Annotated in this window: 17 protein-coding genes and 1 pseudogene; 9 read left to right on the forward strand and 9 right to left on the reverse strand. The window is 60.8% G+C overall.

The features are described from left to right. Window positions 1-105 precede the first annotated feature (105 nt). Window positions 106-1,551: a purine-cytosine permease family protein gene (locus ACUN0E_RS14455; RefSeq protein WP_445567022.1), complete on the forward strand. Its 1,446-nt coding sequence runs from the start codon at window positions 106-108 to the stop codon at window positions 1,549-1,551. A gap of 74 nt (window positions 1,552-1,625) precedes the next feature. Here ACUN0E_RS14455 and ACUN0E_RS14460 read toward each other — a convergent pair whose 3' ends face one another. Continuing rightward, window positions 1,626-2,780: an epoxide hydrolase family protein gene (locus tag ACUN0E_RS14460; protein ID WP_445567023.1), complete on the reverse strand. Its 1,155-nt coding sequence runs from the start codon at window positions 2,778-2,780 to the stop codon at window positions 1,626-1,628. Between the two features lie 302 nt (window positions 2,781-3,082). After that, window positions 3,083-4,228, reverse strand: a complete 1,146-nt coding sequence (locus tag ACUN0E_RS14465; protein ID WP_408392334.1) for a porin — start codon at window positions 4,226-4,228, stop codon at window positions 3,083-3,085. A 418-nt stretch (window positions 4,229-4,646) separates the two neighbouring features. On the opposite strand from ACUN0E_RS14465, the pseudogene ACUN0E_RS14470 reads away from it, so the two are divergent. Continuing rightward, a pseudogene (locus tag ACUN0E_RS14470) lies at window positions 4,647-4,859 on the forward strand (5'/3'-nucleotidase SurE); the annotation flags it as partial. 48 nt (window positions 4,860-4,907) lie between these two features. Here the strand turns inward: ACUN0E_RS14470 and ACUN0E_RS14475 are convergent. Together ACUN0E_RS14475 and ACUN0E_RS14480 are read right to left on the reverse strand one after the other, a co-directional pair. After that, window positions 4,908-5,849, reverse strand: coding sequence for a hypothetical protein (locus ACUN0E_RS14475; RefSeq protein ID WP_445567024.1), 942 nt, complete (start codon window positions 5,847-5,849; stop codon window positions 4,908-4,910). 312 nt (window positions 5,850-6,161) lie between these two features. Then, window positions 6,162-7,061, reverse strand: coding sequence for a DMT family transporter (locus ACUN0E_RS14480; RefSeq protein WP_408239571.1), 900 nt, complete (start codon window positions 7,059-7,061; stop codon window positions 6,162-6,164). 345 nt (window positions 7,062-7,406) lie between these two features. Here ACUN0E_RS14480 and ACUN0E_RS14485 point away from each other — a divergent pair, with 345 nt between their 5' ends. Continuing rightward, window positions 7,407-9,725 (forward strand): PA14 domain-containing protein, encoded by a 2,319-nt coding sequence (locus tag ACUN0E_RS14485; RefSeq protein WP_445567025.1) that lies wholly within the window; start codon window positions 7,407-7,409, stop codon window positions 9,723-9,725. A 231-nt stretch (window positions 9,726-9,956) separates the two neighbouring features. Further along, the gene (gene treA, locus ACUN0E_RS14490; RefSeq protein WP_445567026.1) at window positions 9,957-11,624 is read left to right on the forward strand and encodes an alpha,alpha-trehalase TreA; all 1,668 of its coding nucleotides are present in this window, start codon (window positions 9,957-9,959) and stop codon (window positions 11,622-11,624) included. 82 nt (window positions 11,625-11,706) lie between these two features. Here treA and ACUN0E_RS14495 read toward each other — a convergent pair whose 3' ends face one another. Then, on the reverse strand, window positions 11,707-13,722 hold the full coding sequence (locus ACUN0E_RS14495; protein ID WP_445567027.1) for a glycoside hydrolase family 3 N-terminal domain-containing protein: 2,016 nt from the start codon (window positions 13,720-13,722) through the stop codon (window positions 11,707-11,709). Between the two features lie 314 nt (window positions 13,723-14,036). Between ACUN0E_RS14495 and ACUN0E_RS14500 the strand changes: the two genes are divergently transcribed. Together ACUN0E_RS14500 and ACUN0E_RS14505 are read left to right on the forward strand one after the other, a co-directional pair. After that, a complete protein-coding gene (locus tag ACUN0E_RS14500) occupies window positions 14,037-15,092 on the forward strand; it encodes a helix-turn-helix transcriptional regulator (protein ID WP_408392327.1) in 1,056 nt (351 codons plus the stop codon). A 100-nt stretch (window positions 15,093-15,192) separates the two neighbouring features. Further along, window positions 15,193-15,774 carry an alpha-ketoglutarate-dependent dioxygenase AlkB gene (locus ACUN0E_RS14505; RefSeq protein ID WP_445567028.1) on the forward strand — a complete coding sequence of 194 codons (582 nt, stop codon included), beginning with the start codon at window positions 15,193-15,195 and terminating at the stop codon, window positions 15,772-15,774. Between the two features lie 173 nt (window positions 15,775-15,947). Here the strand turns inward: ACUN0E_RS14505 and ACUN0E_RS14510 are convergent, their stop codons facing one another. The 3 genes from ACUN0E_RS14510 to ACUN0E_RS14520 form a co-directional block, all read right to left on the reverse strand. Next, the gene (locus ACUN0E_RS14510; protein ID WP_445567029.1) at window positions 15,948-16,631 is read right to left on the reverse strand and encodes a type 1 glutamine amidotransferase domain-containing protein; all 684 of its coding nucleotides are present in this window, start codon (window positions 16,629-16,631) and stop codon (window positions 15,948-15,950) included. Between the two features lie 189 nt (window positions 16,632-16,820). Then, window positions 16,821-17,456: a carbonic anhydrase gene (locus ACUN0E_RS14515; RefSeq protein WP_445567030.1), complete on the reverse strand. Its 636-nt coding sequence runs from the start codon at window positions 17,454-17,456 to the stop codon at window positions 16,821-16,823. Window positions 17,457-17,769: 313 nt separating this feature from the next. Next, window positions 17,770-18,030: a DUF1488 family protein gene (locus tag ACUN0E_RS14520; protein ID WP_408239547.1), complete on the reverse strand. Its 261-nt coding sequence runs from the start codon at window positions 18,028-18,030 to the stop codon at window positions 17,770-17,772. A 235-nt stretch (window positions 18,031-18,265) separates the two neighbouring features. On the opposite strand from ACUN0E_RS14520, the gene ACUN0E_RS14525 reads away from it, so the two are divergent. After that, window positions 18,266-19,759, forward strand: a complete 1,494-nt coding sequence (locus tag ACUN0E_RS14525) for an MDR family MFS transporter (protein ID WP_408239544.1) — start codon at window positions 18,266-18,268, stop codon at window positions 19,757-19,759. A 76-nt stretch (window positions 19,760-19,835) separates the two neighbouring features. Then, on the forward strand, window positions 19,836-20,525 hold the full coding sequence (locus ACUN0E_RS14530; RefSeq protein ID WP_445567031.1) for a hypothetical protein: 690 nt from the start codon (window positions 19,836-19,838) through the stop codon (window positions 20,523-20,525). A 12-nt stretch (window positions 20,526-20,537) separates the two neighbouring features. Here ACUN0E_RS14530 and ACUN0E_RS14535 read toward each other — a convergent pair whose 3' ends face one another. Next, complete coding sequence (locus ACUN0E_RS14535) at window positions 20,538-21,425, reverse strand: LysR substrate-binding domain-containing protein (RefSeq protein WP_445567032.1); 888 nt, start codon at window positions 21,423-21,425, stop codon at window positions 20,538-20,540. A 190-nt stretch (window positions 21,426-21,615) separates the two neighbouring features. Between ACUN0E_RS14535 and speB the strand changes: the two genes are divergently transcribed. Continuing rightward, window positions 21,616-22,602, forward strand: coding sequence for an agmatinase (speB, locus tag ACUN0E_RS14540; RefSeq protein ID WP_445567033.1), 987 nt, complete (start codon window positions 21,616-21,618; stop codon window positions 22,600-22,602). The last annotated feature ends 33 nt before the right edge of the window (window positions 22,603-22,635 follow it).

Genomic DNA, 22,635 nt, shown 5'->3' on the forward strand with positions numbered 1-22,635 from the left:
GCCGCCGTCCGGCGTCGGCGATCGGGAGACCCGGGAGACTTCGCCCGGTCGACTGTCCAGCGTTGGCGGCACGCGAACCATGCGTGCCACGGTAAGAGGATTTCCATGTCTGCATCCCAAGGCGGCACGCAAGCTCGCGTCATCGCCGAGCGTCGCACCATCGACTACATTCCCGACAACGAACGTCACGGTGGCCTCTTCAGCCAGTTCACACTGTGGCTCGCCGCCAATCTGCAAATTACCGCCATCGTCACCGGGGCGCTCGCCGTAGTACTGGGTGGCGACGTGTTCTGGTCGCTGATCGGTTTGCTGATCGGCCAGATCATCGGCGGCGGTGTGATGGCGCTGCATGGCGCGCAAGGCCCGCAACTCGGCCTGCCGCAAATGATCTCGAGCCGAGTGCAGTTCGGCGTATATGGCGCGGTGATTCCGATTGTGCTGGTATGCCTCATGTATGTGGGCTTCTCCGCAAGCGGTTCGGTACTGGCGGGTCAGGCCGTCGCGCAACTGCTGAACGTGAGCGACGCAGTCGGGATCGTCGTGTTCACCGCGGTCATCGTGATCTTCACGGTGATCGGCTATCGCGTGATTCACGTCGTGGGGCGGATCGCCAGCGTGGTCGGCGTGATTGCCTTCGTCTACATGTTCGCGCAACTGCTGATCGGCCACGATATCCCGGCGCTGCTCGCGAATCGTCATTTCACGCTCAGCAGCTTCCTGCTGTCCATGTCGCTGTCGGCTTCGTGGCAAATCGCATTCGGCCCCTACGTGGCCGACTATTCGCGCTATCTGCCGCGCTCCACGTCGCCGCGCAAAACGTTCTGGGCCATTGCGCTCGGCGCGGTAATCGGCGCGCAGGTCTCGATGGTGTTCGGCGTGTTCGCCGCGGCGCTCGCCGGCAAACAGTTCTCGGGCCACGAGGTGTCATTCGTGGTCGGCCTGGGCGCAACGGGCACGATTGCCGTACTGCTCTACATCGCGATCGCCTTCGGCAAGATCACCATCACCACGCTGAATGCGTACGGCAGCGTGATGTCGATCGCCACCGTGATCAGCGGCTTTCGCGGCGACCGGAGCCTCTCACAGCGCAGCAGACTCTTCTACATCCTCGGCATGGTCGGCCTCGCGATGTGGCTCGCGCTGGCCGGGCGCCATGCTTTCCTGAAGGAGTTCTCGTCGTTCATCCTGTTCCTGCTGGCCTTCTTTACGCCGTGGAGCGCGATCAATCTCGTCGACTACTACTTCATTACCCGTGACCGCTACGACGTCCCGGCGCTCTACGATCCGAACGGCCGTTACGGCCGCTGGAATGTGACCGGCATCCTTGTCTATGTGGTCGGGGTGCTTGTCCAGTTGCCGTTCATTTCCAGCGCGTTTTATACCGGCCCGCTCGTCGATAGGCTCGACGGCACCGACATATCCTGGATCGTCGGGCTGATCGTGCCTGCCGTACTGTATTTCATCGCGGCACGCCGCACCGCACACCACGCGCCCGCCCATCTGATCCTGCCTGCCGAGGCCGCACGCGCTGCCGAGCTAGTCTCGAAGTAAGCCGGCGCGGCGCATTCCGCGCCGCGCATCCCCTGAATTCACCGTTGCGCCGCCGCGCTCGCCTGTTGACGCACCTAGCGTCTCAACTTCCGGAAAAACTTGCGAATCTCGGCAGCCAGCAGATCCGGTTTTTCCATCGCAGCGAAATGGCCACCGCTCGGCATATCGGTCCACTGCATGACGTTGAAGGTCCGTTCGAGCCACGTGCGCGGCGGATGATTGATCTCCTTGGGAAAATGAGCGAACCCCACAGGCGGTACGACGCGCTGCCCCTCGGTGAAGCGGATCGGCTGCAGCCGGTTTTCCCAATACATCTGCATTGCCGGGCCGATACTCTGCGTATGCCAGTAGAGCGAAATGTTGGTGAGCAATTCGTCTTTCGAGAACACGCGCTCGATCTCGCCGTCGCAATCGCTCCATGCGCGAAACTTCTCGCCAATCCATGCAGCGAGCCCGACCGGTGAATCGTTTAGCGACGCCGCCACAGTCTGTGGTTTCGTGGTGTGCATATGGGCGTAGCCGCCTTCGAGCGCAGCCCATTCGATCTTCTCCCGCAGATAAGTCTCTTCAGCAGGCGTGAGCGGAGTCTGCGCGGCGCCGTTTGCGGGTTCGTACGAGCTCGGCAAGAAGTTGAGATGAATGCCGTCGACAACCTGGTGATGCCGCGACGCGAGCGCGATCGAGACGCCGGCACCGAGATCGCCGCCTTGGGCGCCGAAACGCTCGTAACCCAGGCCACGCATCAGCGAAGCCCACAAGTCCGCCACCTGAAACGACGAGGTTCCAGGTTCTATCGGCGCCTGGGAGAACGCGAAACCGGGCAGCGAGGGAACGACGACGTCGAACGCGTCGGCCGGATCGCAGCCGAACGCGGCCGGGTCGCATAAGCGGTCGAGCAGTGCGTGGAACTCAAAAAACGATCCCGGCCAGCCATGCGTAACCACGAGCGGATAACACGTCGGGCCGACACCGCGCCGATGCACGAAGTGCACGCGCTGCCCTTCGACCTCGGCAAGAAATTGCGGTTGCAGATTCAAGCGGCGCTCGGCTTCGCGCCAATCGAAATGCTCGGCCCAGTACTGTGCGAGTTCGCGCAGCCAGGCGGAATCCACGCCTTGCTGCCAGGCTGGCGAAGGTGTCGCCGGTGCCCAGCGTGTCGCGCGAATGCGGCGGCGAAGATCGTCTATGTCGGCGTCAGGCACGGCAATCTGAAACGACTCTATCTGCATGTCAGTTCATCCGGCACAAGGCGTGGGGATCACGGGTGCTTCGAATCCGACTGCGCTGATCACGGCAATTCAGCGCGTGCGAAGTCACGAAGCGGGCACCGAGCGCGTAAAGCAATCTGCATGGTACACAAAGAGCGCATTTCGCGTTTTGTGTCCCGAAGACCGTCAAAAAGAACGTCCCTGGATGTGTAACCCATGTCCCGATGCGTCTGTTACCTATGTCCCGAGTCCACTCACCGCACCGAACAAAAAAAGCCCGCTACATGCGGGCTTCTTCACACTTTTGGGTCTACGCCGGCCGCTTAGAAGCGGTGACGGATACCCACCGTGCCAACCACTTGCGAGTCGGTCGCCGAGGCGCTCACACCGACGATATCCGCCGTGATGCCCGAGTTGCCCACACTGCCGACATGCTGATATGCCGCTTCAACATACACGTCGGTACGCTTGGACAATGCGTAGTCGGTCTGTAGCGTGATCTGCTGGTACTTCGGGCTCGCGCCGTTCAGACTTGCATCGGTGAACGTGTACGCGCCCGACACCGTCCATGCCGGCGTAAATGCGTAACGTGCGTTCAGTTCATAGTTCGTGAAACGCGCACTGCCGCCCGTCAGTGCGAATCCACTCGTCGTGCCCGACGCCGATGATCCGATCAAACTTGCGTTGTTCAGTTGCGTCTGCGTGAACACGAGACCAACATTGGCCGCGCCGAACGCATAGTTCACACCCGCGCCGTAGGTGCGCTGACGGGCTGCGTTGAACGTGGAGTTGCCGGATGACACGGCGCCGCTCGTGTTGGTAGTCGAGCCGCCGCCGTTCAGTTGCAGGTAGCCTGCCGCGAACTTCAGGCCGCCGAATGCATACGATGCCCCGACGCTATAGGCGCGGCTATCTGCGAAGCTGCCCGCTGCGTTCGAGAAGCCGTACAGCGCGCCAAACTTGAAGCCGCCGTAGTCGACGCTCTGGAACTTGACGGAGTTGTTGATACGCATCGAGTTGTTCAGGTTGTCGTTGTCGTACGGGTGCGATGCGAGCGTGCCGCCATATTGCGTGCCGTTCAGCGCGAGCGGGGCGAGATAGTCGACCACGCTGTCGTACTGGCGACCCAGCGTGACCGAGCCGAACTGGTCGCTCGACAGACCCACGTAGGCCTGACGGCCGAACTCAAGGCCATTCTGACCCAGCTTGCCGTTCGAGAGATTGAAGCCGTTTTCCAACACGAAGACCGCCTTCAGGCCGTTGCCCAGGTCTTCCGAACCGCGCAGGCCCCAACGGTTGCCGTTCAGCATGCCGCTGGCTTGCTGGATGTTGCTGCTGCCACCCGAATTGCTGGTGTAAGTCAGACCTGTGTCGATCAGGCCGTACAGCGTGACCGAGTTTTGTGCGTGAGCGGCACCTGCGGCACCGATGAGCGCGAGCGAGAAGCCCGACAATACGAATTTATTCATTGATTTCTCTCCTGACTCAAATAGCGAATGCTATTGAGCGGCCGAGAATATCCCACCAAACGAAAGACTGTTTTTCAGTTAATTACTGACGTTGTGTTTATGCGACGTCATCAACTTTTAGATTTCCGATCATTTCGCAGAGCGGCTGGCTTGCCGCTGGAAATGAAATGGGGCGTACTCCTCTCGCGAGCACGCCCCAAGTGCCTGATTTAATAATGCTCTCGGAGAATCAAGCCTGCGCAGAATAGCATGGCGCCTCTGCCTCAACAACTCGCATTGGTCAATTTATTATTCCAATTAATTTCCGTTGAAATTAATTGGAATAAATTTCCAGATAAATTAACGCATTCAATTGATTATTGCGCCAATTGAAAATATTAATTGTCAATTTTAAAATCGGTTTATAAATCGTATTATTGGGCTGTTGCCTGGGTTGCCGTCGTTCGCGCTGAGTCAGACTTTCAGCAATCGCGAGAAGGTGCGTTGGGACACCGCACGTACGCTGGCTCCCGGCGTGATTCGCCAATTGCTCGCGATCGAGCACGGCGCCCCCACCTGCCTGAACATCAATTTCCCAGACGTCAACACGGCGGCCGCCGGTCCGCTCACGCCGAGCAAACAAGGTGTCGGATCTGCGCGGCTCGCTGCGTCGTTACGCCAAGCGGTGGCCTGCGCGTCTTCAAAGACGATGTGCGCCGGTCAGGCTCGGCGCGCCGCCGGGCCCGTCTGGATCCGGGTTACCGAATGCGGGAAGGCTGCCATCGGCACGGGCACGGGCGATTTCCGCGCGTACCTGTGCGCGTGTTTTCGGGCCGCCCTCCGATTTCAACACCGCGCCTGCGGGAGGCACGAGTTGAGGTGAGGATTGCACGGGTACAGCTTGCGCGGACAACTCGGCTTGCTGGGCTGGCGGCGGCGATGTCGGCTGCGTCGCTTGCGATTCAGCAGGCGCGCTGGCCGTATTCGAACCCACCATCACAGCAGCGGGCGCAGAAGATACGGCGTTAGTAGCAACACCAGGTGCGCCGTTGGCACGTGTTCTCCCGCTCGTGGTACTACCCGTGCCAACGGCGGTTACCACGGTTTCGGGTACATGCCGGGTCTTCATGTAACTGGAGAACGCACGGTTCGAGTGTTCGTGCATCGCAGCGGCTCTATCGTGAGAGCGACCGGATTTTCCTGAAGACGGCGAAGACAATCGCGCCGATTTCCACCCTTGCCGCACCAGCGCTTCCACATGCGTAGCGGCCGGCGCCTGCTCCGCGCGCGCCGCCACTTCCCTTTGCAGCGCGAGAACCTGATCGTCGTTCCGATGCGCCGGGCGCACCGCGTCCAGTTGGGCTTGCGCGGCGACCAGATCGTTGCGCTGCAGACTATTGCGCGCCGCCTGGAGGTCCCTTGCTATGGCCGTAGCTGAATCGCCGCGCGCGACGACCGGTCCGGAACTTACCGAGCCGCTCATCGTGTCGCCGCGTGTGGAGTAAGCCGATGCATTGTCGTGCTCCAGGCCGAATTCGTCCGCCGACAGCCAGCTTTTGTCCGACTGCGAAATATAAGCCGCGATTGCAACCGCGCAGACAAAAAGGCTCGTGAGAACTATCTTCCTGGGTTCGCTAACCATGACGTCTCCCTCTCAAATCGTGAACATGCGCGTTTTTGATATCGCAAACGTGCCCGAATTCATCAGAGGGTTCGCAGCGAATCAATAGATGCCGCCGCAACGACCGCGAGTTCGGGCCGGCACAGTCACGTACGAGGATGGGTGCAAGCTGGATGCGTGCTATCTGCTATTTATAGCCTCCAAACTTCGATTCGTCCGCTCGCGTGGCGAGTGTTGTCTGAAAAAGCCAGCTTGCTGGCCAGCCTTTCCTACGACGATGGTTGGAACTGCGAAGCAGTGCAAAGCGGGCTCACATCCGGTGAACCCACGCGCTTACACGAGCGGACCCTCAGTCTGCTTGCCGCGCACAGCAACCACAATCGAGCTTCCAACAATCAACGCAATCCCGAACAGCGACATGCTGCCGATGGTCTCGCCCCACACGATATAGCCGAATAACGCGGCCCACACGATGCTGGTGTAGTTATACGGCGCGAGCGCGCCGGCGTCGGCCTGTCGGAACGCCATCGTCATCAGCAACTGCCCTGCCGTGGCGAACCCGCCGAGCAACGCCATTACCGCGAGTGCTTCGATCGAAGGCGTACGCCACGCGAAAAATAGCGATGCGCCGGTGACGATCGTACCGACCACCGTGAAATACAGCACCGTGGTGCCCGAATCGTCCGTGGCGCGAATCCGCTTGATCTGAATGATCGATAACGCGCCGAAAACCGCGCTCGACATCAGCAGGACCGGACCGAGCCAACTTGAATGAGAACCATCCGGTCGCACCACGAAAAGGACGCCGATAAAACCGACCGCGGCGGCAAGCGCATCGCGTGGTTTGAGCGTTTCTTTCAGAAGCAGCGGTGCCAGAACGATGACCAGCAAGGTCTCCGAGTAAACGATCGCCACTGCTTCACTGAGCGGCACATAGGGCAGCCCCGCAAAGAACAGCCCCGAAGCGCCGAGCAAGGTCAGCGAGCGCACGGTCTGCCCACGCACATCCATATGTTTAAGACGCTCGATGAGCGGTTTGCCGCGCAGGCAAACGGCCACGGCAGGCAACAGGCCGAACACCATCCGGAAGAATGTCACTTCATTGGCCGGATAGGCGAGCGCGACAGATTTCGCCAGCGCATCGACGAGCGCGAAGCAGAACATCGAAACCAGAATCAGCGCGACGCTGCGTAGCGGCACGGCTCCATTCCGGACAGCGGTGATGGGCGGCATGAGTTTTCCTGAGAGCGCGCACAGCAACGCGTCGCTTTGGTTTCGCCGCCGATGAAAGGTAGGCGTAATCGGAAAACGGATTATGCCTGCTGCTCCTCGTGCTATCGACTGGAATAACCGCGGGCATCCATTGCGCATGGCGCCGGCGCGCGCGCCTGCTCCCGGCCTCGCTCCCTGCCCCTCTTTTGCACGCTATCGGGTAAGTACCGATACAGGTCTTGCCAACTAATAATATTATTCATATCGATTTCCGCATCCATGGGGCTTAGAGATACTGTCTAAGGCCTTATGCAGATTTAATAATAATTATGACCATCAATTAAGCGGGGACATCAGGAGATACAGGTGCGCAATTACTTTGTGCTGGCAGCGCTCGCCATGCTGGGCGCTTGCGGCGGCAATGACGGTTCGCCGGACGTGGCTGCGTCAGCGAACAAGCAGATCGCGGCAGTCGATTCCCCTGCGGCGGCATCAGCGGCCTCAGCAGCGGCGGCGGCCTCGGCGGCGGACACCGCCAACGTTGAAGCCGAGTTCAGGGCCGCGAAGACCACCCCGCTGGGGATGAAAACGACGACACCGCCGCTCGTGATCGCAGACCCCACCCTCAACCTTCCGCCCTACACGCCACCGCCCCCGCCCACTCCGGTTTCCACCACGACGCTCAACTTCGGCGACTTCACGAGTTACCTCGCGCCCGGATCGACACAAGGATGGCAGCCCGGCACAAGCAGTTCGACCATCACGATTCCCCCGCCGGCTACCAACGGCACGGGCGCCGGCGACAAAACAGTGGCGCTTGCAAGCACGTATGCCACGGCGTCGTACGAAGCGGACGTGACGGTGAGCGCACCCGTGGGCAACGGCGCCGCGAACGCCGGCTTTATCGTCCGTACGACGAACCCCACCGCAGGCGGCCCCGATAGCCTGACCGGCTATTACATCGGTCTCGATACCGGCTCGCACGTACTGCAGGTCGGCCGGGAAAACAACAACTGGACGAACTTCATCGCGTATCCGATGAGCACGATCGTGGGCGGCAGCACGCACCATCTGAAGGTCACGACGAGCGGCACGGCAATTACCGTCGACTTCGACGGTCAGCGCGTGATCAGCGTCAACGACGCCACCAATGCGCTCCCCGCCGCGTTCCAGTCGGGCAGTTTCGGGTTACGGCGATTCGGCGTCGGCGCCACCTTCAGCAACATCACGATCCACACGTATCCGACCGTCACGTCCCCCACCTTCGATTTTTCCAAGGTTGTCGGTGCGGTCTACACGCCATCAAACGCGGTGAACGCGATCGACTTCTGGGAGAACTACGATCCCGAGATCGTCAACCGTGAGCTGACCTACGCGCAAACGTACGGCATGAACACCATTGCCGTGTATCTGCATTACCTCGTATGGGCGAACGATCGCGTCGCATTCCTGAGCAAGTTCGAGAACCTGCTGAAAATCGCCGCGCGGCATGGCATCAAGGTCTCGCCGATCTTCTACGACGACTGCTGGAATCCAACGCCCGCCTATGGTCCGCAGCCGGCGCCGATCTGGGGGGTGCATAACAGCCAATGGGTGCAGTCGCCTGGGACGCCGGTCGAACAGGCGTATTTCCAATCGACGGCGGCCAATGCCAGCATCACCTACAAGCAGAGTCTCGCGAGCTACATCACCGACTTCGTCGCGCCACACCGCAACGACCCGCGCATCATCTTCTGGGAACCCATGAACGAACCGGGTTGTAGTGGCAACGGCTCATTGCAGCAAACACGCGCCGTGATGATGAACGATGCACGCATCGCGATTCTGAATGCGGGTGCGACGCAGCCGATCAATTCGCCGCAAGTGCAGGAGGACGAAGGCTCGTACTTCTCGGACTTCTATGCGTTCCACCCGTACGGCAACCCGTACACGGGTCCGGTGAACGGCAGCAATGTCAGCGCGCTGAATTCCGAAACGCTGCAACGCGGCTTCCCTGGCACGACAGGACAGACGATGCCGGGCATTGTGTCGAACTACGGCGGCACGACGGGTTTCCTTGTGTGGGAACTGATGATCGGCCGTACCAATACGCGCTTCCATTGGGGCCAGGTACCAAGCGCGCCCGCCACTGTCGAACCGGCAACGCCCTTCCAGGGAACGATCTATCCGGACGGCCACCCGTGGCAGACGTCGGAAACGCAGGCTTTGACGGGGGGATTCGATGTGAAGCTGCCGGTGCTGCAAGTCGGCTACTACAACGATCCGACCTTCAACAGTGCGCCGGTCAAGACGTCGGTCACGCCATTGATCGATTTCGACCTGAACACCGAGCGTGGCACCGATTCGCCTGATGCCTCCGCGGGCATTAACGCAACCGGCTATGGCGTGCGGTGGACCGGCGCGATCCAGGCCGCCAGAACAGGGCTCTACACGTTCTCGATCAATAGCGATAACGTTGCGCGACTCTGGATCAACGGGGTGCGGGTCGTCAACAAGAAGACCTCGACGCCAGGCACCGTGAGCGGCACGACCTGGCTCTCTGCGAAGCAGCGCGCCTCGATCAAGGTCGAGTATGTGCATGGCACGGGTCCGGCAAGCATGCACCTGTCGTGGTCGAGCCCGGCAGCGCAGAACCCTGGGGCACTGCGGATCGTGCCGTCGGATTCGCTCGTGACGTCGAACTGAACGAGACTTAAGGAAACTTAAGGAAACCTGATTAGCCAGTCGGCAGCGTGGACGCTGCCGACTGGCGGGTTAAGCGCATTCCATCGGCTTACGCCGAGGACCTCGGCGCATTCCCTGCGCATAATTTGAACCACCGTCCGTTTTATGCGATGCTACCTGCGCCCCAACAATCATGAGAAGAAAAAGGGCGTGAGGCAGACCAGTCCTGTTGTCCATTCCTCAGGAGGAGACATGATTGTGTCATCGCAATTGCGCAGCATCGGCCTTGCTCGTCGGCCGACATTTCCCCCGTTGGTGGGGGCTTCCAGTTTAAGAAAAGCAACCGCTGTTTCCAGCTTCGTCTTCCTCACCAGTCTCATCGGCGTGTGTCACGCCGACACTCAGGTCGGCGGCACACTTCCTCCCGCTCCCGACAAGCTTTACGGCGATCTATTCGTGGCCGTGCAAACCGCGCAGATCTATCCGGATCAAAAGACTTTCGTCGACGCAACACCGAACGCCGACCCTGCCGCGATCGTGCAACTGTACGAACAACAGAAGAACAATCCCGGCTTTTCGCTAGCGAACTTCGTCAACCAGTACTTCACTGCGCCGAGCGAGCCTGTCATCACACCGCCCGCGAATCAGACGCTGCGCGAGCACATTAACTGGCTGTGGCCTGCCCTCACCCGCACCACCACGAGCGCACCGGCGAACAGTTCGCTGATTCCGTTACCGAAGCCTTATGTCGTGCCGGGAGGCCGCTTCCGCGAAGGCTACTACTGGGACACGTACTTCACGATGCTGGGTTTGCAGGAATCGGGCCATGAGGATCTCGTCGACAACATGCTCGACAACTTCGCGTATGAAATCGATACGTTCGGTCACATTCCAAACGGCAATCGAACCTACTATCTGGACCGCTCCCAACCACCGTTTTTCTCGTACATGGTGGCGCTGGCGGCAAAGCTTGAGGGCCGTAGCGTCTATCAGAAGTATTTGCCGGCCTTGCGCAAGGAGTATGCGTACTGGATGCAAGGGGAAACCACGACGCAACCCGGCCAGGCGACGCGCAATGTGGTCGTGATGCCGGATCGTACGGTACTCAACCGTTACTGGGACGAACTCGATACGCCGCGTGACGAGTCGTATCTGGAGGACATTCAGACGGCCCAGCAAGCCAACGGCCGCAATCCGAACGAGGTCTACCGCGAATTGCGGGCGACCGCCGAGAGCGGCTGGGATTTCAGCTCCCGCTGGTTCGGCGACAACATGACACTCGCGACGGTGCGTACCACGTCGATCATCCCGGTCGATCTGAACAGCCTCATGTTCCACCTTGAAATCACCATCGCGAAAGGCTGCGGCGAGACGCGCGATTTCCGTTGTGTCGGCGAGTTCGCCGAACGCGCCGCGAAACGGGCGCTCGGTATTAACCGGTACTTGTGGAATGCCAACGGCTACTACGGCGATTACGACTGGACGCTCGGGAAACCGCGCGACAACAAGACCGCGGCGATGGTGTTTCCGTTGTGGGTCGGCGCCGCGTGGCCGGAACGTGCGCAAAAGACGGCCCAGCAGGTGCAGTCCATCCTGCTGCAACCGGGCGGCCTTGCGACCACCACCTATAACACCACGCAGCAATGGGATGCACCGAACGGCTGGGCGCCGTTGCACTGGGTCGCGATCGAAGGCCTGAAACGCTACGGCCAGGATGCGCTCGCGCAGCAGATCGGCACTCGCTTTCTGGCCGACGTGAAAGGCGTTTATGCGTCGGAGAAGAAGCTGGTCGAAAAGTACGTGGTTGAAGGCGCGGGCACCGGAGGTGGCGGCGGTGGCGAGTATCCGTTGCAGGACGGCTTTGGATGGACCAACGGGGTGACACTCAAGCTACTCGATCTGTATAGCCCGGGCGAATAGGCATGCTGTGAAGCACATCTGGATGAAGCGAGGCGCCCACGTCAGCATCAAATGACGTGGGCGCCTCGCTTTACCGCGTGCCTCAATACGTCAGGCCATATCCGAACGGATACAACGGATGCGCGGTATCGTGCGGCACGTCTTCCAGTTGCGCGGTGACCTCGGCCATCGACGAAGGCAACTCGAACGGCAGTTTCCCTTGCGGTTGGCCTTTGCCGGTCAACACGTCGAATAGCGCTGCATCGCTTGCGCCGAAATTAGCGAGGATGGCGGTCGCTTTATCCTGGACGTTGGTGAGAATCGCCGGGCGATCCATGTACACCGACACGATCGACTTCGGCGCGTTAGCGGCCTGCTTGATCGCCTCATAGTCCTTGTTGCCGTCGACGAACGCCAGGCTGCCTTCATGCTGCATCGAGCCGAACATATAGTTCGGATGCAGCGTCTCATACGGCGTGCTCACGCGCAGGATCGCCACGTCCGCGGTTTGCGGCGTATCGACAACCTGGTAGCCATATTTCTGCGCGACGGCCGGATCGATACCGTACAGCCAGACTTTCTTCCCCGCTGCCGTCATGGGCAGCAGTTTGCCGTTGTTTTGCAGCAGCACCATGGAACGGCGTTGCGCATCGAGCGCTTGCGCCTGGAAATCCGCATTGCCCACCACCGTGCTCGCCTGGTTCGCATCGACATAAGGATGATCGAACAAGCCTTGCTGGAATTTCTGCAAGAGGATCCGGTACGCCGAATCATTGAGGCGCGCTTCCGTCAATTGCCCCTGATTCACGGCCTGAATGAGGAAGCTCGGATCGTCTTCGCCGCCGAACTGGTCGACGCCGGCGTTGACGGCTCTCACAAAACGCTGCAGACGGGTAGCGGTTTCCATGCCCCACGGCATGCCGAGTCCGACAAACGAGGGCGTGCCGGAGGACGCGCCGTTCATGCAGTTGGCGTCGCAGTCCGAGGCAATCAGCCAGTCCGACACGATCACGCCTTTGAAGCCGTACTTGCCGCGCAGCAGATCGGTCAGCAGCGGTTTGTCATAGGCGGCGCCGACCTGTTCCAGCGCAATGCCGTCGATGCTCACGGGTCCGTCCGGCTCGGAATAAGTCGGCATCACCGAACCAACGTTAGCGGCGAAGGCACCTTCAAACGGCTTCAGGTGATAGGCGAAATTGTTGCCTGGATAGGTCGCATAGCGGCCATAGTAGTTATGGCTGTCGAAACCGGATTTCTGCGCGCCATAGCCGGCCCAATGCTTGACCACCGCAATCACGCTATTCGCCTGGATGCCGTTGCTGCCGCCCTGAAAGCCCTCGATATAGGCCTGCACCTGCGACTTCGTCAGATCCGCATCTTCGCCGAAGGTGCCGTTGATGCGAGCCCAACGCGGCTCAGTGGCCAGATCGGCCTGCGGCGAGAGCGCCACGGTAATGCCGACGGCGCGATACTCCTGGCGCGCGATGTCGCCGAACTTGCGCGTCAGGTTCGCGTCGCCAATCGCGGCGAAACCGAGCGTTTCGGGCCACTTCGAAAAGCCGCTGTCGCCGGCGCTCGCGCCCAGCACGTATTGAAAGTGATTACGCGGATCCGTGCTGATCGACACCGGAATACCGAGCCGCGATTGCTCCGCCAAGGTCTGAATCTGGTTGTACTGGCTGGCCATCGTGTTGGCATCACCGCTCATGCGCGTGATGTACGTGCTGATACTGCGGTCGTTGATCTGCGTCTTCAAAGCGGCCATATCGTAGGCCGTGCCAGTGCCTGAGCCCGTCGTATCGTTCAACACAGGCGCGGTGCCGTGCATCATGAGGCCGGCTTTTTCGGCGAGCGTCAGCCGGCTCACCAGATCGCGCGCGCGTGCGTCGGCGCTTAAACGCCAGTCTTCGTATGGCTCGAGCTGACCGCTCCTGTTCATGTCCTTGAACTTGAGGCCGTCTTTAGAAATGAGGTTGAGCGTCGTATAACCGAAGTCCTGCTGCGCGACGGGTGCATCGAGTTTGTCGCTGTTTCCGCAAGCGGCGAGGCCTAGCGCGAGCGCGGCACTGGACGCCGTCAATGCCGATCGGCGAAAAACAGGCCCTGAAAAAATGTGCATCGATGTCTCCTGGGATTTGATTCGTTTTGCTCGCTTTTGAACGGCCAGACAAACAGCCGTGCGTCACTCTACCGACCCAGTCCGGTACCCGTTTTACTGCCGGGTGCAGGTTTTATCCGCGTGGAGCACGACGCGTGATGCGACGCATCAAAGCCCTTCTAATTCCGCCTGGCGCATGCGCCCTGAATCACCTTGCGCCTTGGAAAGCTGCATGGCGCGACGCTCCGCGGGCAACTGGCAAGTAGTGGCAATTCCTGATGGTGCCGGCGAACATGTCTGCGCATCATTCTGTAAGGAATGTTTTCGTAAACTACATGTCATCCAGAATGCAGGTTCGCTTTAGCGGCAACAGCCGTACTGTCTCCAATCGCATTGCTGTTTTTGCCATGGATGCGGCCGAGCGTGCCGGTGTATCGCCGCAGCTTTTCACTGCCCGCACCGGCATCAGCACGCAGGATCTGATCGATCGAAACGGCCGCATCGATGGCGCGCGGCATCGGCGCGTCGTGGAGTTGATGGCGGCTGTGAGTTCGCCTTCCCGGGTGATCCCGGACGGCCCACAAACTTTTTTCCCGGATTTTCCGGTACTGGGCAACCTGTGCCTCAACGCACGCACGCTGCGTGAAGCTATCGAGTCATTTCACACGTATCGCCCGCTCATCGGTGAGTTCGATTTTCTCTGCTACAAAGAGACGTCTGAACTCGCCCGGTTCGACTACATTGCCGAATTCGCCCCAGCCGACGGCTTTCAGGCGCTCGCCAACTTTCAGGTGCTCGCCGGCCTGATCCGCGCTTATGACGTGGCGCGACGCACGGTATTTCAGGTTTCGTTAATGGGGCGCAGATTGCCCGGATCTCAGGATTCCAGTGAGTTCTTCGGCGCCGAAGTCCGGTATGGCGCCGATGCGAACCGGCTGCAGTTCGCCGCCGCGCAACTGGACGTGCCGTTCCCCCAGTACAACGGCACGCTGGCGCCGTTTCTGCAGCAGCAGGCTCAACAGGAACTGCTGCGAATCAAGCGAGGCCATCTGTTCTCGAACAGCGTCGAGAACCTGATTAGCGAAATCATCATCGACACCTCCGACGAGCGGCATACGTCGTCCTCGTTGCTCGCGCAAATATGCGAGCGGCTCAATACCTCACGGTGGACGCTGCGCCGCCAGTTGCAGGCGGAGGGCCTGCATTTCACCGAACTCGAATCCCGTGTCAGGTTCAAGGAAGCATGCCGATTGCTGAGCGAAACCCGCTTGAGTCTTGCGCACATCAGCGAACAACTCGGCTTCTCGTCGCAGAGCGCTTTCACGCGGTTCTTTCGTGCCCGCCATGAGATCCCGCCGCTGGCGTTTCGCCGTCGCGCGCAGTTGGGATAGCAAACGCCCAGCCAAAACACTGTATAAAAACACAGTATAATGACCTGCATGAACAGCCCTGCGCTCCTGCCGGGCTATCGCTACTCCACAGTTGGAATGTATGGCGCATCAGCAAGGCTTATTCGCACCCGAGCCTGTGTCCCTTATCCATGACGAGGAAGGCGGAATTCGTTACTTGCCCGAGTCGATCCCGGCCCAGGTCGCGCAACGGTGGTTCGAGCAGGCATTTGAAAATATCGGCTGGATGAGCCAGCAGCGCATGATGTATGAGCGGGAAGTGGCGGTGCCACGTCTGCTCGCCACCTTCTCACGTGAATCCGAGGATCTGCCCGCGCCGCTAGGCGAAGCATTTGAAGCCGTGCGCTCGCTGCTCGGCGTGCCGTTCAATCGCGTCGGCCTCAATCTCTATCGCGACGGCAATGACAGCGTCGCGCTCCACGGCGACAAGACGGAAAAACTGTTACCCGCTCTGCCGATTGCCATCGTCTCGCTGGGCGTGAGCCGCCGCATGTCGATCCGGCCGAAGGCGGCCTCTGGCCGGATCGTGCATGTGGAACTGGAGCCAGGCAGTTGCATCGTCATGAGCTATGCCTCGCAGTTCACGCATGAACACGGCATCCCTAAGGTGGCCGGTGGCACCGAGCCGCGTATCAGCCTCGCGTTTCGCTGCTTTGCCGGCTGAGGCTGCTTCTGAGTCCGCTTCTGTGTGTGCTTCCTGGTCGACACCATTCGCGCGCACGCTGCGGTGAGTGTGCAAGCACCGTGCTGATGACAAGAAAGCGGCCAGTATGTTTCGCATAGTCCGCGACCTTCAAGACCGCATTCCGGTCGATCTGCCGATCCCGCTCCGCCGCCTCACGTCACACCGAGTTTCGCGAGCAGCGCTTTGGCCGCGGCTTCCGACGACGCGGGATTCTGCCCCGTAATCAGATTGCCCGCGACCACCACATGCGACTGCCAATCCGGCCCCTTCGAATACCTGGCGCCGCTCTTCTTCAACATGTCTTCAACGAGGAAAGGCACGACGTCCGTGAGCCCGACTGCCGCTTCTTCGGAATTGGCAAAGCCAGTAACGGGTTTATCGCGCACGAGTGGCGTCTCGTCCGGCCCCTTTGCATGACGTAGCACACCGGGCGCATGGCATACCGCGCCGACGGGTTTTCCACCGGCATAGAGCGCTTCGATCAGGGCAATGGAATGGGGGTCCTCGGCGAGATCCCACAGTGGTCCGTGACCGCCGGGATAGAACACTGCGTCATAGTCCGCAGCCGACACGGTGGAAAGCTTCGCGGTATTCGCCAACGCGGCTTGCGCCTGCGGATCCTTTCTGAATCGCCGGGTTGCGTCGGTCTGCGCGTCGGGGTCGTCGCTCTTCGGGTCGAGCGGCGGCTGGCCGCCTTTAGGAGAAGCGAGTGTCATCTCGACGCCGGCATCCTTGAACACGTAATACGGCGCGGCAAACTCTTCGAGCCAGAAGCCGGTTTTCCGGCCTGTATTGCCGAGCTGGTCATGTGAAGTCAGTACCACCAGAATCTTCATGGAAACCTCGCGAGCGGATTCAATGCGCGTTGCACCAGGCTATCGAGCGGAGTCGTCGGCGCGTATGGCAACATGCCGTGGAGCGATGTCGTCGGCTTCAGGCGCTCTGGCAGTATAGGTGGCTATCCGGAACGCCGAAGAGGTTTTCCGGTTTTACCGCGCGCGCTTTTCACGTCCGCCCGTGCGCGGCTACACAACACAGATTTCAGGGTTGTCCGCCAATAGCAAAAACTGTCCTGTGCGCCCATCGAGTGCGAGCATCGTGCCGCTTTCGATATTGAAAATCCAGCCGTGCAGTCGAAGTGTTTTGTTCGCCAGACCCACGGCCACTGATGGATGAGTGCGGATGTTGGCGAGCTGAGCAATCACATTGTCTTTGACCAATGCGTCGAGGCGTTCCGCGTCTGACGCGTAAGTTCGCGACGCGTTGATCGCTTTCGCCGCGTCGGCGTGACGCAGCCAACCCGCCACGGCCGGCAGATGGTCGAGGTTCTTGCACGTGCAAATCGCTGTCATTGCACCGCAATTGGAGTGGCCGCAAATCACGATATCGCGCACGCCGAGTACCGCCACGGCGTACTCGACGGTGGCCGACACCCCACCCGGCTCCGGGCCGTAAGACGGCACGATGTTGCCCGCGTTGCGGATCACGAACAGCGCGCCGGGCTCCACTTGTGTCAGCAACTCGGGAACGACACGGCTATCCGAGCAGGTCACGAACAGCGTGTTCGGACTTTGCGAAATCGACAAACGTTTGAACAATGCGCTCTGCTGCGGGAAGACTTCGCGTTGAAAGCGGATGAATCCTTCTATGATTTCCTGCACGACGTTCTCCGGATAATCAAAGCCTCAGCCTGCGGCAAGCTGAGGCGTGTCTGCGATCGGTTCGCGCGACTATACCGTAGCTGAAGTCGCTTCATGGTCCGGCAGGTCGGCGCTTCTTCCAGATAGGGCGATCGATCGGATCTTCTTCGATTGATGAAGGCCATGAAGACGATGAAGGCGCTGTCGCCTGGCCGCTCACGTGCTGATACATCGCCTCGGCGGACACGCCCATGCGCAGCGAAAAGCTATCGGAGCAGGCCCGGCGCTCAGCAGCCGGCCTTGCCCCTATGTCAGGAATTGGGCCGCTAGTGCCTCAATTGAAATCCCCGGTTTCGAGTTCGACGGACTGTCCCCCGTTTTTCTCGAGAACCCGCCGCGTTGCATTTTCAATTCGCGCGCGATTTGCCTCGAAAGTACCGACCAGAGTGTGGGCCGATGGCCCCCCGTTGCCGAAATGGTCGTTCAGCGCGTCCAGCGACACGCTGCACCAGACGTCAGCCCCATCGACATTAGCTTCGAAGGCTACGCGCGCCGCTGCCACCACTTCACGGCGTCCGGTGAATTCGATCCTCATAATGACCCTCCATTTGTCGAAAGTAACATCGAGCGCGCAAAGGCTGTGCCAAGCTGCTTTTACGCCGCTTCAGCCCTGCTTCAGCTTCGCCATATCGGCTCGCGCCCAGCGCACATTCTCCACAAGGTGCATACTTGAGATCGGCCGCCTTCGGGCGGCCGCGCTTATGCGTCGCGGCGTGCATGTCATGTGTCACACCGTCAAACGCCTCCAACATACTAATACTACCCGCCCCATGTCCCGCAGCCCGCAATCGTCGCGTCCTTTAGTCATTGCCGCAGTCATGGCTTCGATGGCGATGGTCGCCATCGAAGCCACCATCGTTTCCACCGCCATGCCACAGATCGTCGCGCAACTCGGCGATCTGCATCTGTATAGCTGGGTCTTTTCGTCGTTCCTGCTCACGCAAACCGCGATGACCGTGGTCTTCGGCAAGCTCACCGATCTGTATGGACGCAAGCCGGTCATGCTCGCCGGTATCGCGATCTTTCTGCTCGGCTCGGTGCTGGCCGGCTTCGCCTGGTCGATGCCCGCGATGATCGCGTTCCGACTGATTCAGGGCATCGGCGCGGGCGCGATCCAGCCGGCCACGCTGACCATCGTCGCCGATCTCTATCCGGCGCGCGAACGCGGCAAGGTGCAAGGCTATCTTGCCAGCGTATGGGCCATTTCCGCGGTGGTCGGGCCGATGGTGGGCGGCTTCATCATTCACAATCTGTCGTGGGCGTGGATCTTCTGGATGAACGTGCCAATCGGCCTTGCGTCCGCGGCCGGCTTCATCGCTTTCCTGCGCGAATCGGAGCGGCATGCGCGTCCGTCGATCGACTTCGCGGGCGCGGCGCTGTTCATGGCGGCGATCGCGGCACTCATGATGGCGCTGACCTACGCGGGCGACGAGGACATCGTCAAGGCATTGCTCGCGGGCGGTGCGTTCATGGTGTGCCTGGTGTTGTTCGTGTTTCAGGAGCGCCGCGCGGCTGAGCCGATGATCTCGTTCGCGCTCTGGAGCCGCCGGCCGATCGCCGCGTGCAATGCCGCGACCGTGCTGTCCGGCATGATCCTGATGGGCGCCACGACCTTCCTGCCGATGTATGTTCAGGGCGTGCTGCATCGCTCGCCTGTGGTCGCCGGTCTTGCGCTCACCATGATGATGGTGGGCTGGCCGGCGGGCGCGACGCTCGCGGCGAAAACATTTCACCGCCTTGGCTTGCGGCGCATTCTGATCGGCGGCAGCGCGTTCGTGCCGATCGGCGCGGTGCTGCTGCTGTTCCTGCAACCCGGCGGCTCGCCGCTCGTCGCGGCGTTCGGTTCGCTGATCATGGGTTTCGGCATGGGCACGTCGAGCGTCAGTTCGCTGGTGCTGATCCAGGAAATCGTCAAGATGGACGAACGCGGCAGCGCCACCGCCTCGAATCTCTTTTCGCGCAATCTCGGCAGCACGCTTGGCGCGACGCTGTTCGGCGCGGTGCTCAACTTCGGGCTCAGTCACTCGAAAGGTGTCGCCGCGGTCACCTCGGATCAGCTCAAAGCGCTGCTGCAGAATCAGGCGGCGAGTCTCGCTAACAGCGACATGGTCCGCATGGTGTTGCACCAATCGCTTCATCTGACCTTCATCTCGATCTTTGCGATTGCGATCTTTGTGGTCGTACTGCTGGGCTTCGTGCCGCCGATCAATATCGGACCGGCGAAGACGGTACCACTTGAAGCGTTTTCACCGCTTGAGGACTAAGCTTCGCGACGAGCCACCCGCAGGCAATACCTCGAGCGCCCGTTGAGCGGTCTGTGCATGAATCGCGTCGCGATGCATGCACACTCAACGCACGCTCGGCGTTCAATACTACAATCAGAATAACGCGACGCCGGAAAGGCGCACACCAAAAAAACATAGAGAGAATGGGGATCGTATGGATCGTGTGGAACCCATCCTGACAGCACCAGGCCACGCTTCGGGAGCCGCCCTTTTTGCCGATTGGGACGACACGCAAACGTTCGGCGTGCGCTACTCAATCAAACCTCCCGGTAGGCAAGGTATTTTTTCCGCAATCCGCTATGCAGCCGGCATCAACGGTGAACTGTCGTTTTCAAAAGATGACATCACACTGCACGGCTCGACCAGCGCCGAGCAACGATACCTTCAGCGGGCGGAAATCTTCGACATCAAACTCGCCGGCCGTCGCATTTCGTTCGATCTGCATGGAGCGCAAGGCGGCATTGAGCACGTCGTCTTGAAGACACGCAGTGAGGAAGACGTTCGACGCATCCCGCACCGCGCTAAGGCAAGCGATGCTGCGCTACATCGACGACAACCGCCGGTTCGCCCACGCCGCGGCCCTCATGCTCACGCATACTCAGGATGTCGATTCGGTGGCGATGGCGCCACTCCATGCGCTCAGCCAGGATGCGATAAAACAGGCCGCGCTGATCAGGAAGCTGGCCGCGGCGACCAACGGGCCGCCACGCTGATGCAGACGTATGCCATCCCGACGCGCAACTGAATCCGCCGCGTATCAATCGCCCTCCCGGCAGAGCCTCATCATCCACGCATAAACCGCATCCACCGCCGCGGAGCGCGCCGGCTGTGCCGAGCGCATCAACCAGAGCGGCGCGAGCGCGAATCCCGGCACCTGCGGTAAAACCTCGACACGCCCGCTTGTCAATGCATCGCCGGCGGTGAGCCGGGACACCATCGCGATGCCCGCTTCCTGCTCGGCGGCCGCAACGAGGAAGCGTGAATCGCTGACGGTCATCGCACGCCGCGTACGCAAGCCGCCCCGCCTTAACTCAGGCAACCATGGCGCCCACTCCGCACGCGCCTCGTGAACCAGCAAGGGCGCCTGCGTCAGGACCTCTGGAAATGATGCCGAGCGCAGCCGCCGTGCAGTGATGGGGCCGCAGATGGCGACCGCCTCTTCTTCGAGCAGCAGTTCGCACACCACTTCCGGCGTGCGAATTTCCTTTGCCGACACCACCAGATCGACGTCCACGCGATCGATCTCGTTGACCTCCTCACCGGTTACGAGCCAGATCTCGAGATTCGGCAGCGCCTCGGAAAACGCCCGCATGCGCGGCATCAGCCAGCCGGAGGCAAACTGCGGCGCACACACGAGGATCACCGAATCGGGATTGCCGTATGGTTCGATGCGATCACGCCCGTCGGCAAGCGTGGAGAGCGCGGTTGTCACGGTCTGCGCGTACAGCGCGCCCGCGGCCGTCAACGCGACGCCGCGGCCAATCCGCCGGAACAGCGGCTGGCCGGTCCATTCCTCGAGTTGCTGAATCTGATGGCTGATCGCCGATTGGGTCAGCGCAAGTTCCTGCGCGGCCCGCGTGAAGCTGCCGAGGCGCGCGGCGGCGTCGAAAGCGAGCAAAGCCTGCAGTGGGGGAAGTCTACGCATCGGATCGTTAGGGCCAGAGTCGCGGTCAGATATTAGAAATATCGATACTTCCAGCAAGATTCTTCGCTTTTCGCCGGAATATTGCCCCGCAATGATAGCGCCAGTTGCACTTCACACGCCGCAGCTGCTTCGGCAGACATGAGGAAAATTTGTGTGACGGTACTCATTGAAACTGACCGGATCGACCTGTATGACCCAGAACCTGAACGCTTTGCACCGCACCGCCACCACGCCTGCCCCCGGCGCTGACGCAGCCGGGCAACCCGCTGCGCCTACTTACGCCGGCGTGCTGTCCTTCATGCGCCGGCCCTACACGCGCGATCTCACCGGCGTCGACGTCGCCGTATCGGGCATTCCGCTCGACCTTGCGACCACCTTCCGCCCCGGCACGCGTTTCGGCCCGGCGGGCATGCGCGCGGCCTCAGTACAACTGGCCGACCTGGGCGCGTTTCCGTGGGGCATCGATCCATTCGATCATCTCAACGTGGTTGACTACGGCGACTGCTGGTTCGACGCCCACAACCCGCTCGGCATTCGCGCCGCGATCATCGCTCACGCCCGCGAGATTCTCGCCACCGGCACCCGCATGCTGACGTTCGGCGGTGATCACTACATTACCTATCCGCTGCTGGTCGCGCATGCTGAAAAGTACGGCAAGCCGCTGAGCCTGATTCATTTCGACGCGCATTGCGACACCTGGCCGGACGACAACCCCGATTCGCTGAACCACGGCACGATGTTCTACAAGGCGATCCGTGAAGGACTGATCGATCCCGCCCGCTCGGTGCAAGTCGGCATTCGCACCTGGAACGACGACTTCATGGGCGTACGCATTCTCGACGCACCATGGGTCCATCGCAACGGCACGCAGGCGACCATCGACGAAGTGCTGTCGATCGTCGGCGATGCGCCCACCTACCTCACCTTCGACATCGACTGTCTCGATCCGGCCTTCGCACCCGGCACGGGCACGCCGGTGGCGGGCGGTCTGAGTTCGGCGCAGGCGCTGGAAATCGTTCGCGCGCTGGGCCCCGTGAATCTGGTGGGCGCGGACGTGGTGGAAGTGTCGCCCCCCTACGACCACAGCGACGTGACCGCGCTCGCCGCGGCCCACCTTGCCGCCGACATGCTGTGCCTGATGCGCAATCAGAAGCTGCAACGCCATCAGCGCATGTAAAGCCACCACTCCTTTGTTGAAACCTCTCTGGAT

It is taken from the genome of Paraburkholderia sp. D1E (assembly GCF_052682275.1).

What these genes read in the sequence shown, in the direction of transcription:
- ACUN0E_RS14455 (WP_445567022.1), top strand. Translation starts at nt 106, where the DNA reads ATGTCTGCATCCCAAGGCGGCACGCAAGCTCGCGTCATCGCCGAGCGT.
- ACUN0E_RS14460 (WP_445567023.1), bottom strand. Translation starts at nt 2,780, where the DNA reads ATGCAGATAGAGTCGTTTCAGATTGCCGTGCCTGACGCCGACATAGAC.
- ACUN0E_RS14465 (WP_408392334.1), bottom strand. Translation starts at nt 4,228, where the DNA reads ATGAATAAATTCGTATTGTCGGGCTTCTCGCTCGCGCTCATCGGTGCC.
- ACUN0E_RS14475 (WP_445567024.1), bottom strand. Translation starts at nt 5,849, where the DNA reads ATGGTTAGCGAACCCAGGAAGATAGTTCTCACGAGCCTTTTTGTCTGC.
- ACUN0E_RS14480 (WP_408239571.1), bottom strand. Translation starts at nt 7,061, where the DNA reads ATGCCGCCCATCACCGCTGTCCGGAATGGAGCCGTGCCGCTACGCAGC.
- treA (WP_445567026.1), top strand. Translation starts at nt 9,957, where the DNA reads ATGATTGTGTCATCGCAATTGCGCAGCATCGGCCTTGCTCGTCGGCCG.
- ACUN0E_RS14495 (WP_445567027.1), bottom strand. Translation starts at nt 13,722, where the DNA reads ATGCACATTTTTTCAGGGCCTGTTTTTCGCCGATCGGCATTGACGGCG.
- ACUN0E_RS14500 (WP_408392327.1), top strand. Translation starts at nt 14,037, where the DNA reads ATGTCATCCAGAATGCAGGTTCGCTTTAGCGGCAACAGCCGTACTGTC.
- ACUN0E_RS14505 (WP_445567028.1), top strand. Translation starts at nt 15,193, where the DNA reads ATGGCGCATCAGCAAGGCTTATTCGCACCCGAGCCTGTGTCCCTTATC.
- ACUN0E_RS14510 (WP_445567029.1), bottom strand. Translation starts at nt 16,631, where the DNA reads ATGAAGATTCTGGTGGTACTGACTTCACATGACCAGCTCGGCAATACA.
- ACUN0E_RS14520 (WP_408239547.1), bottom strand. Translation starts at nt 18,030, where the DNA reads ATGAGGATCGAATTCACCGGACGCCGTGAAGTGGTGGCAGCGGCGCGC.
- ACUN0E_RS14525 (WP_408239544.1), top strand. Translation starts at nt 18,266, where the DNA reads ATGTCCCGCAGCCCGCAATCGTCGCGTCCTTTAGTCATTGCCGCAGTC.
- ACUN0E_RS14530 (WP_445567031.1), top strand. Translation starts at nt 19,836, where the DNA reads ATGCACACTCAACGCACGCTCGGCGTTCAATACTACAATCAGAATAAC.
- ACUN0E_RS14535 (WP_445567032.1), bottom strand. Translation starts at nt 21,425, where the DNA reads ATGCGTAGACTTCCCCCACTGCAGGCTTTGCTCGCTTTCGACGCCGCC.
- speB (WP_445567033.1), top strand. Translation starts at nt 21,616, where the DNA reads ATGACCCAGAACCTGAACGCTTTGCACCGCACCGCCACCACGCCTGCC.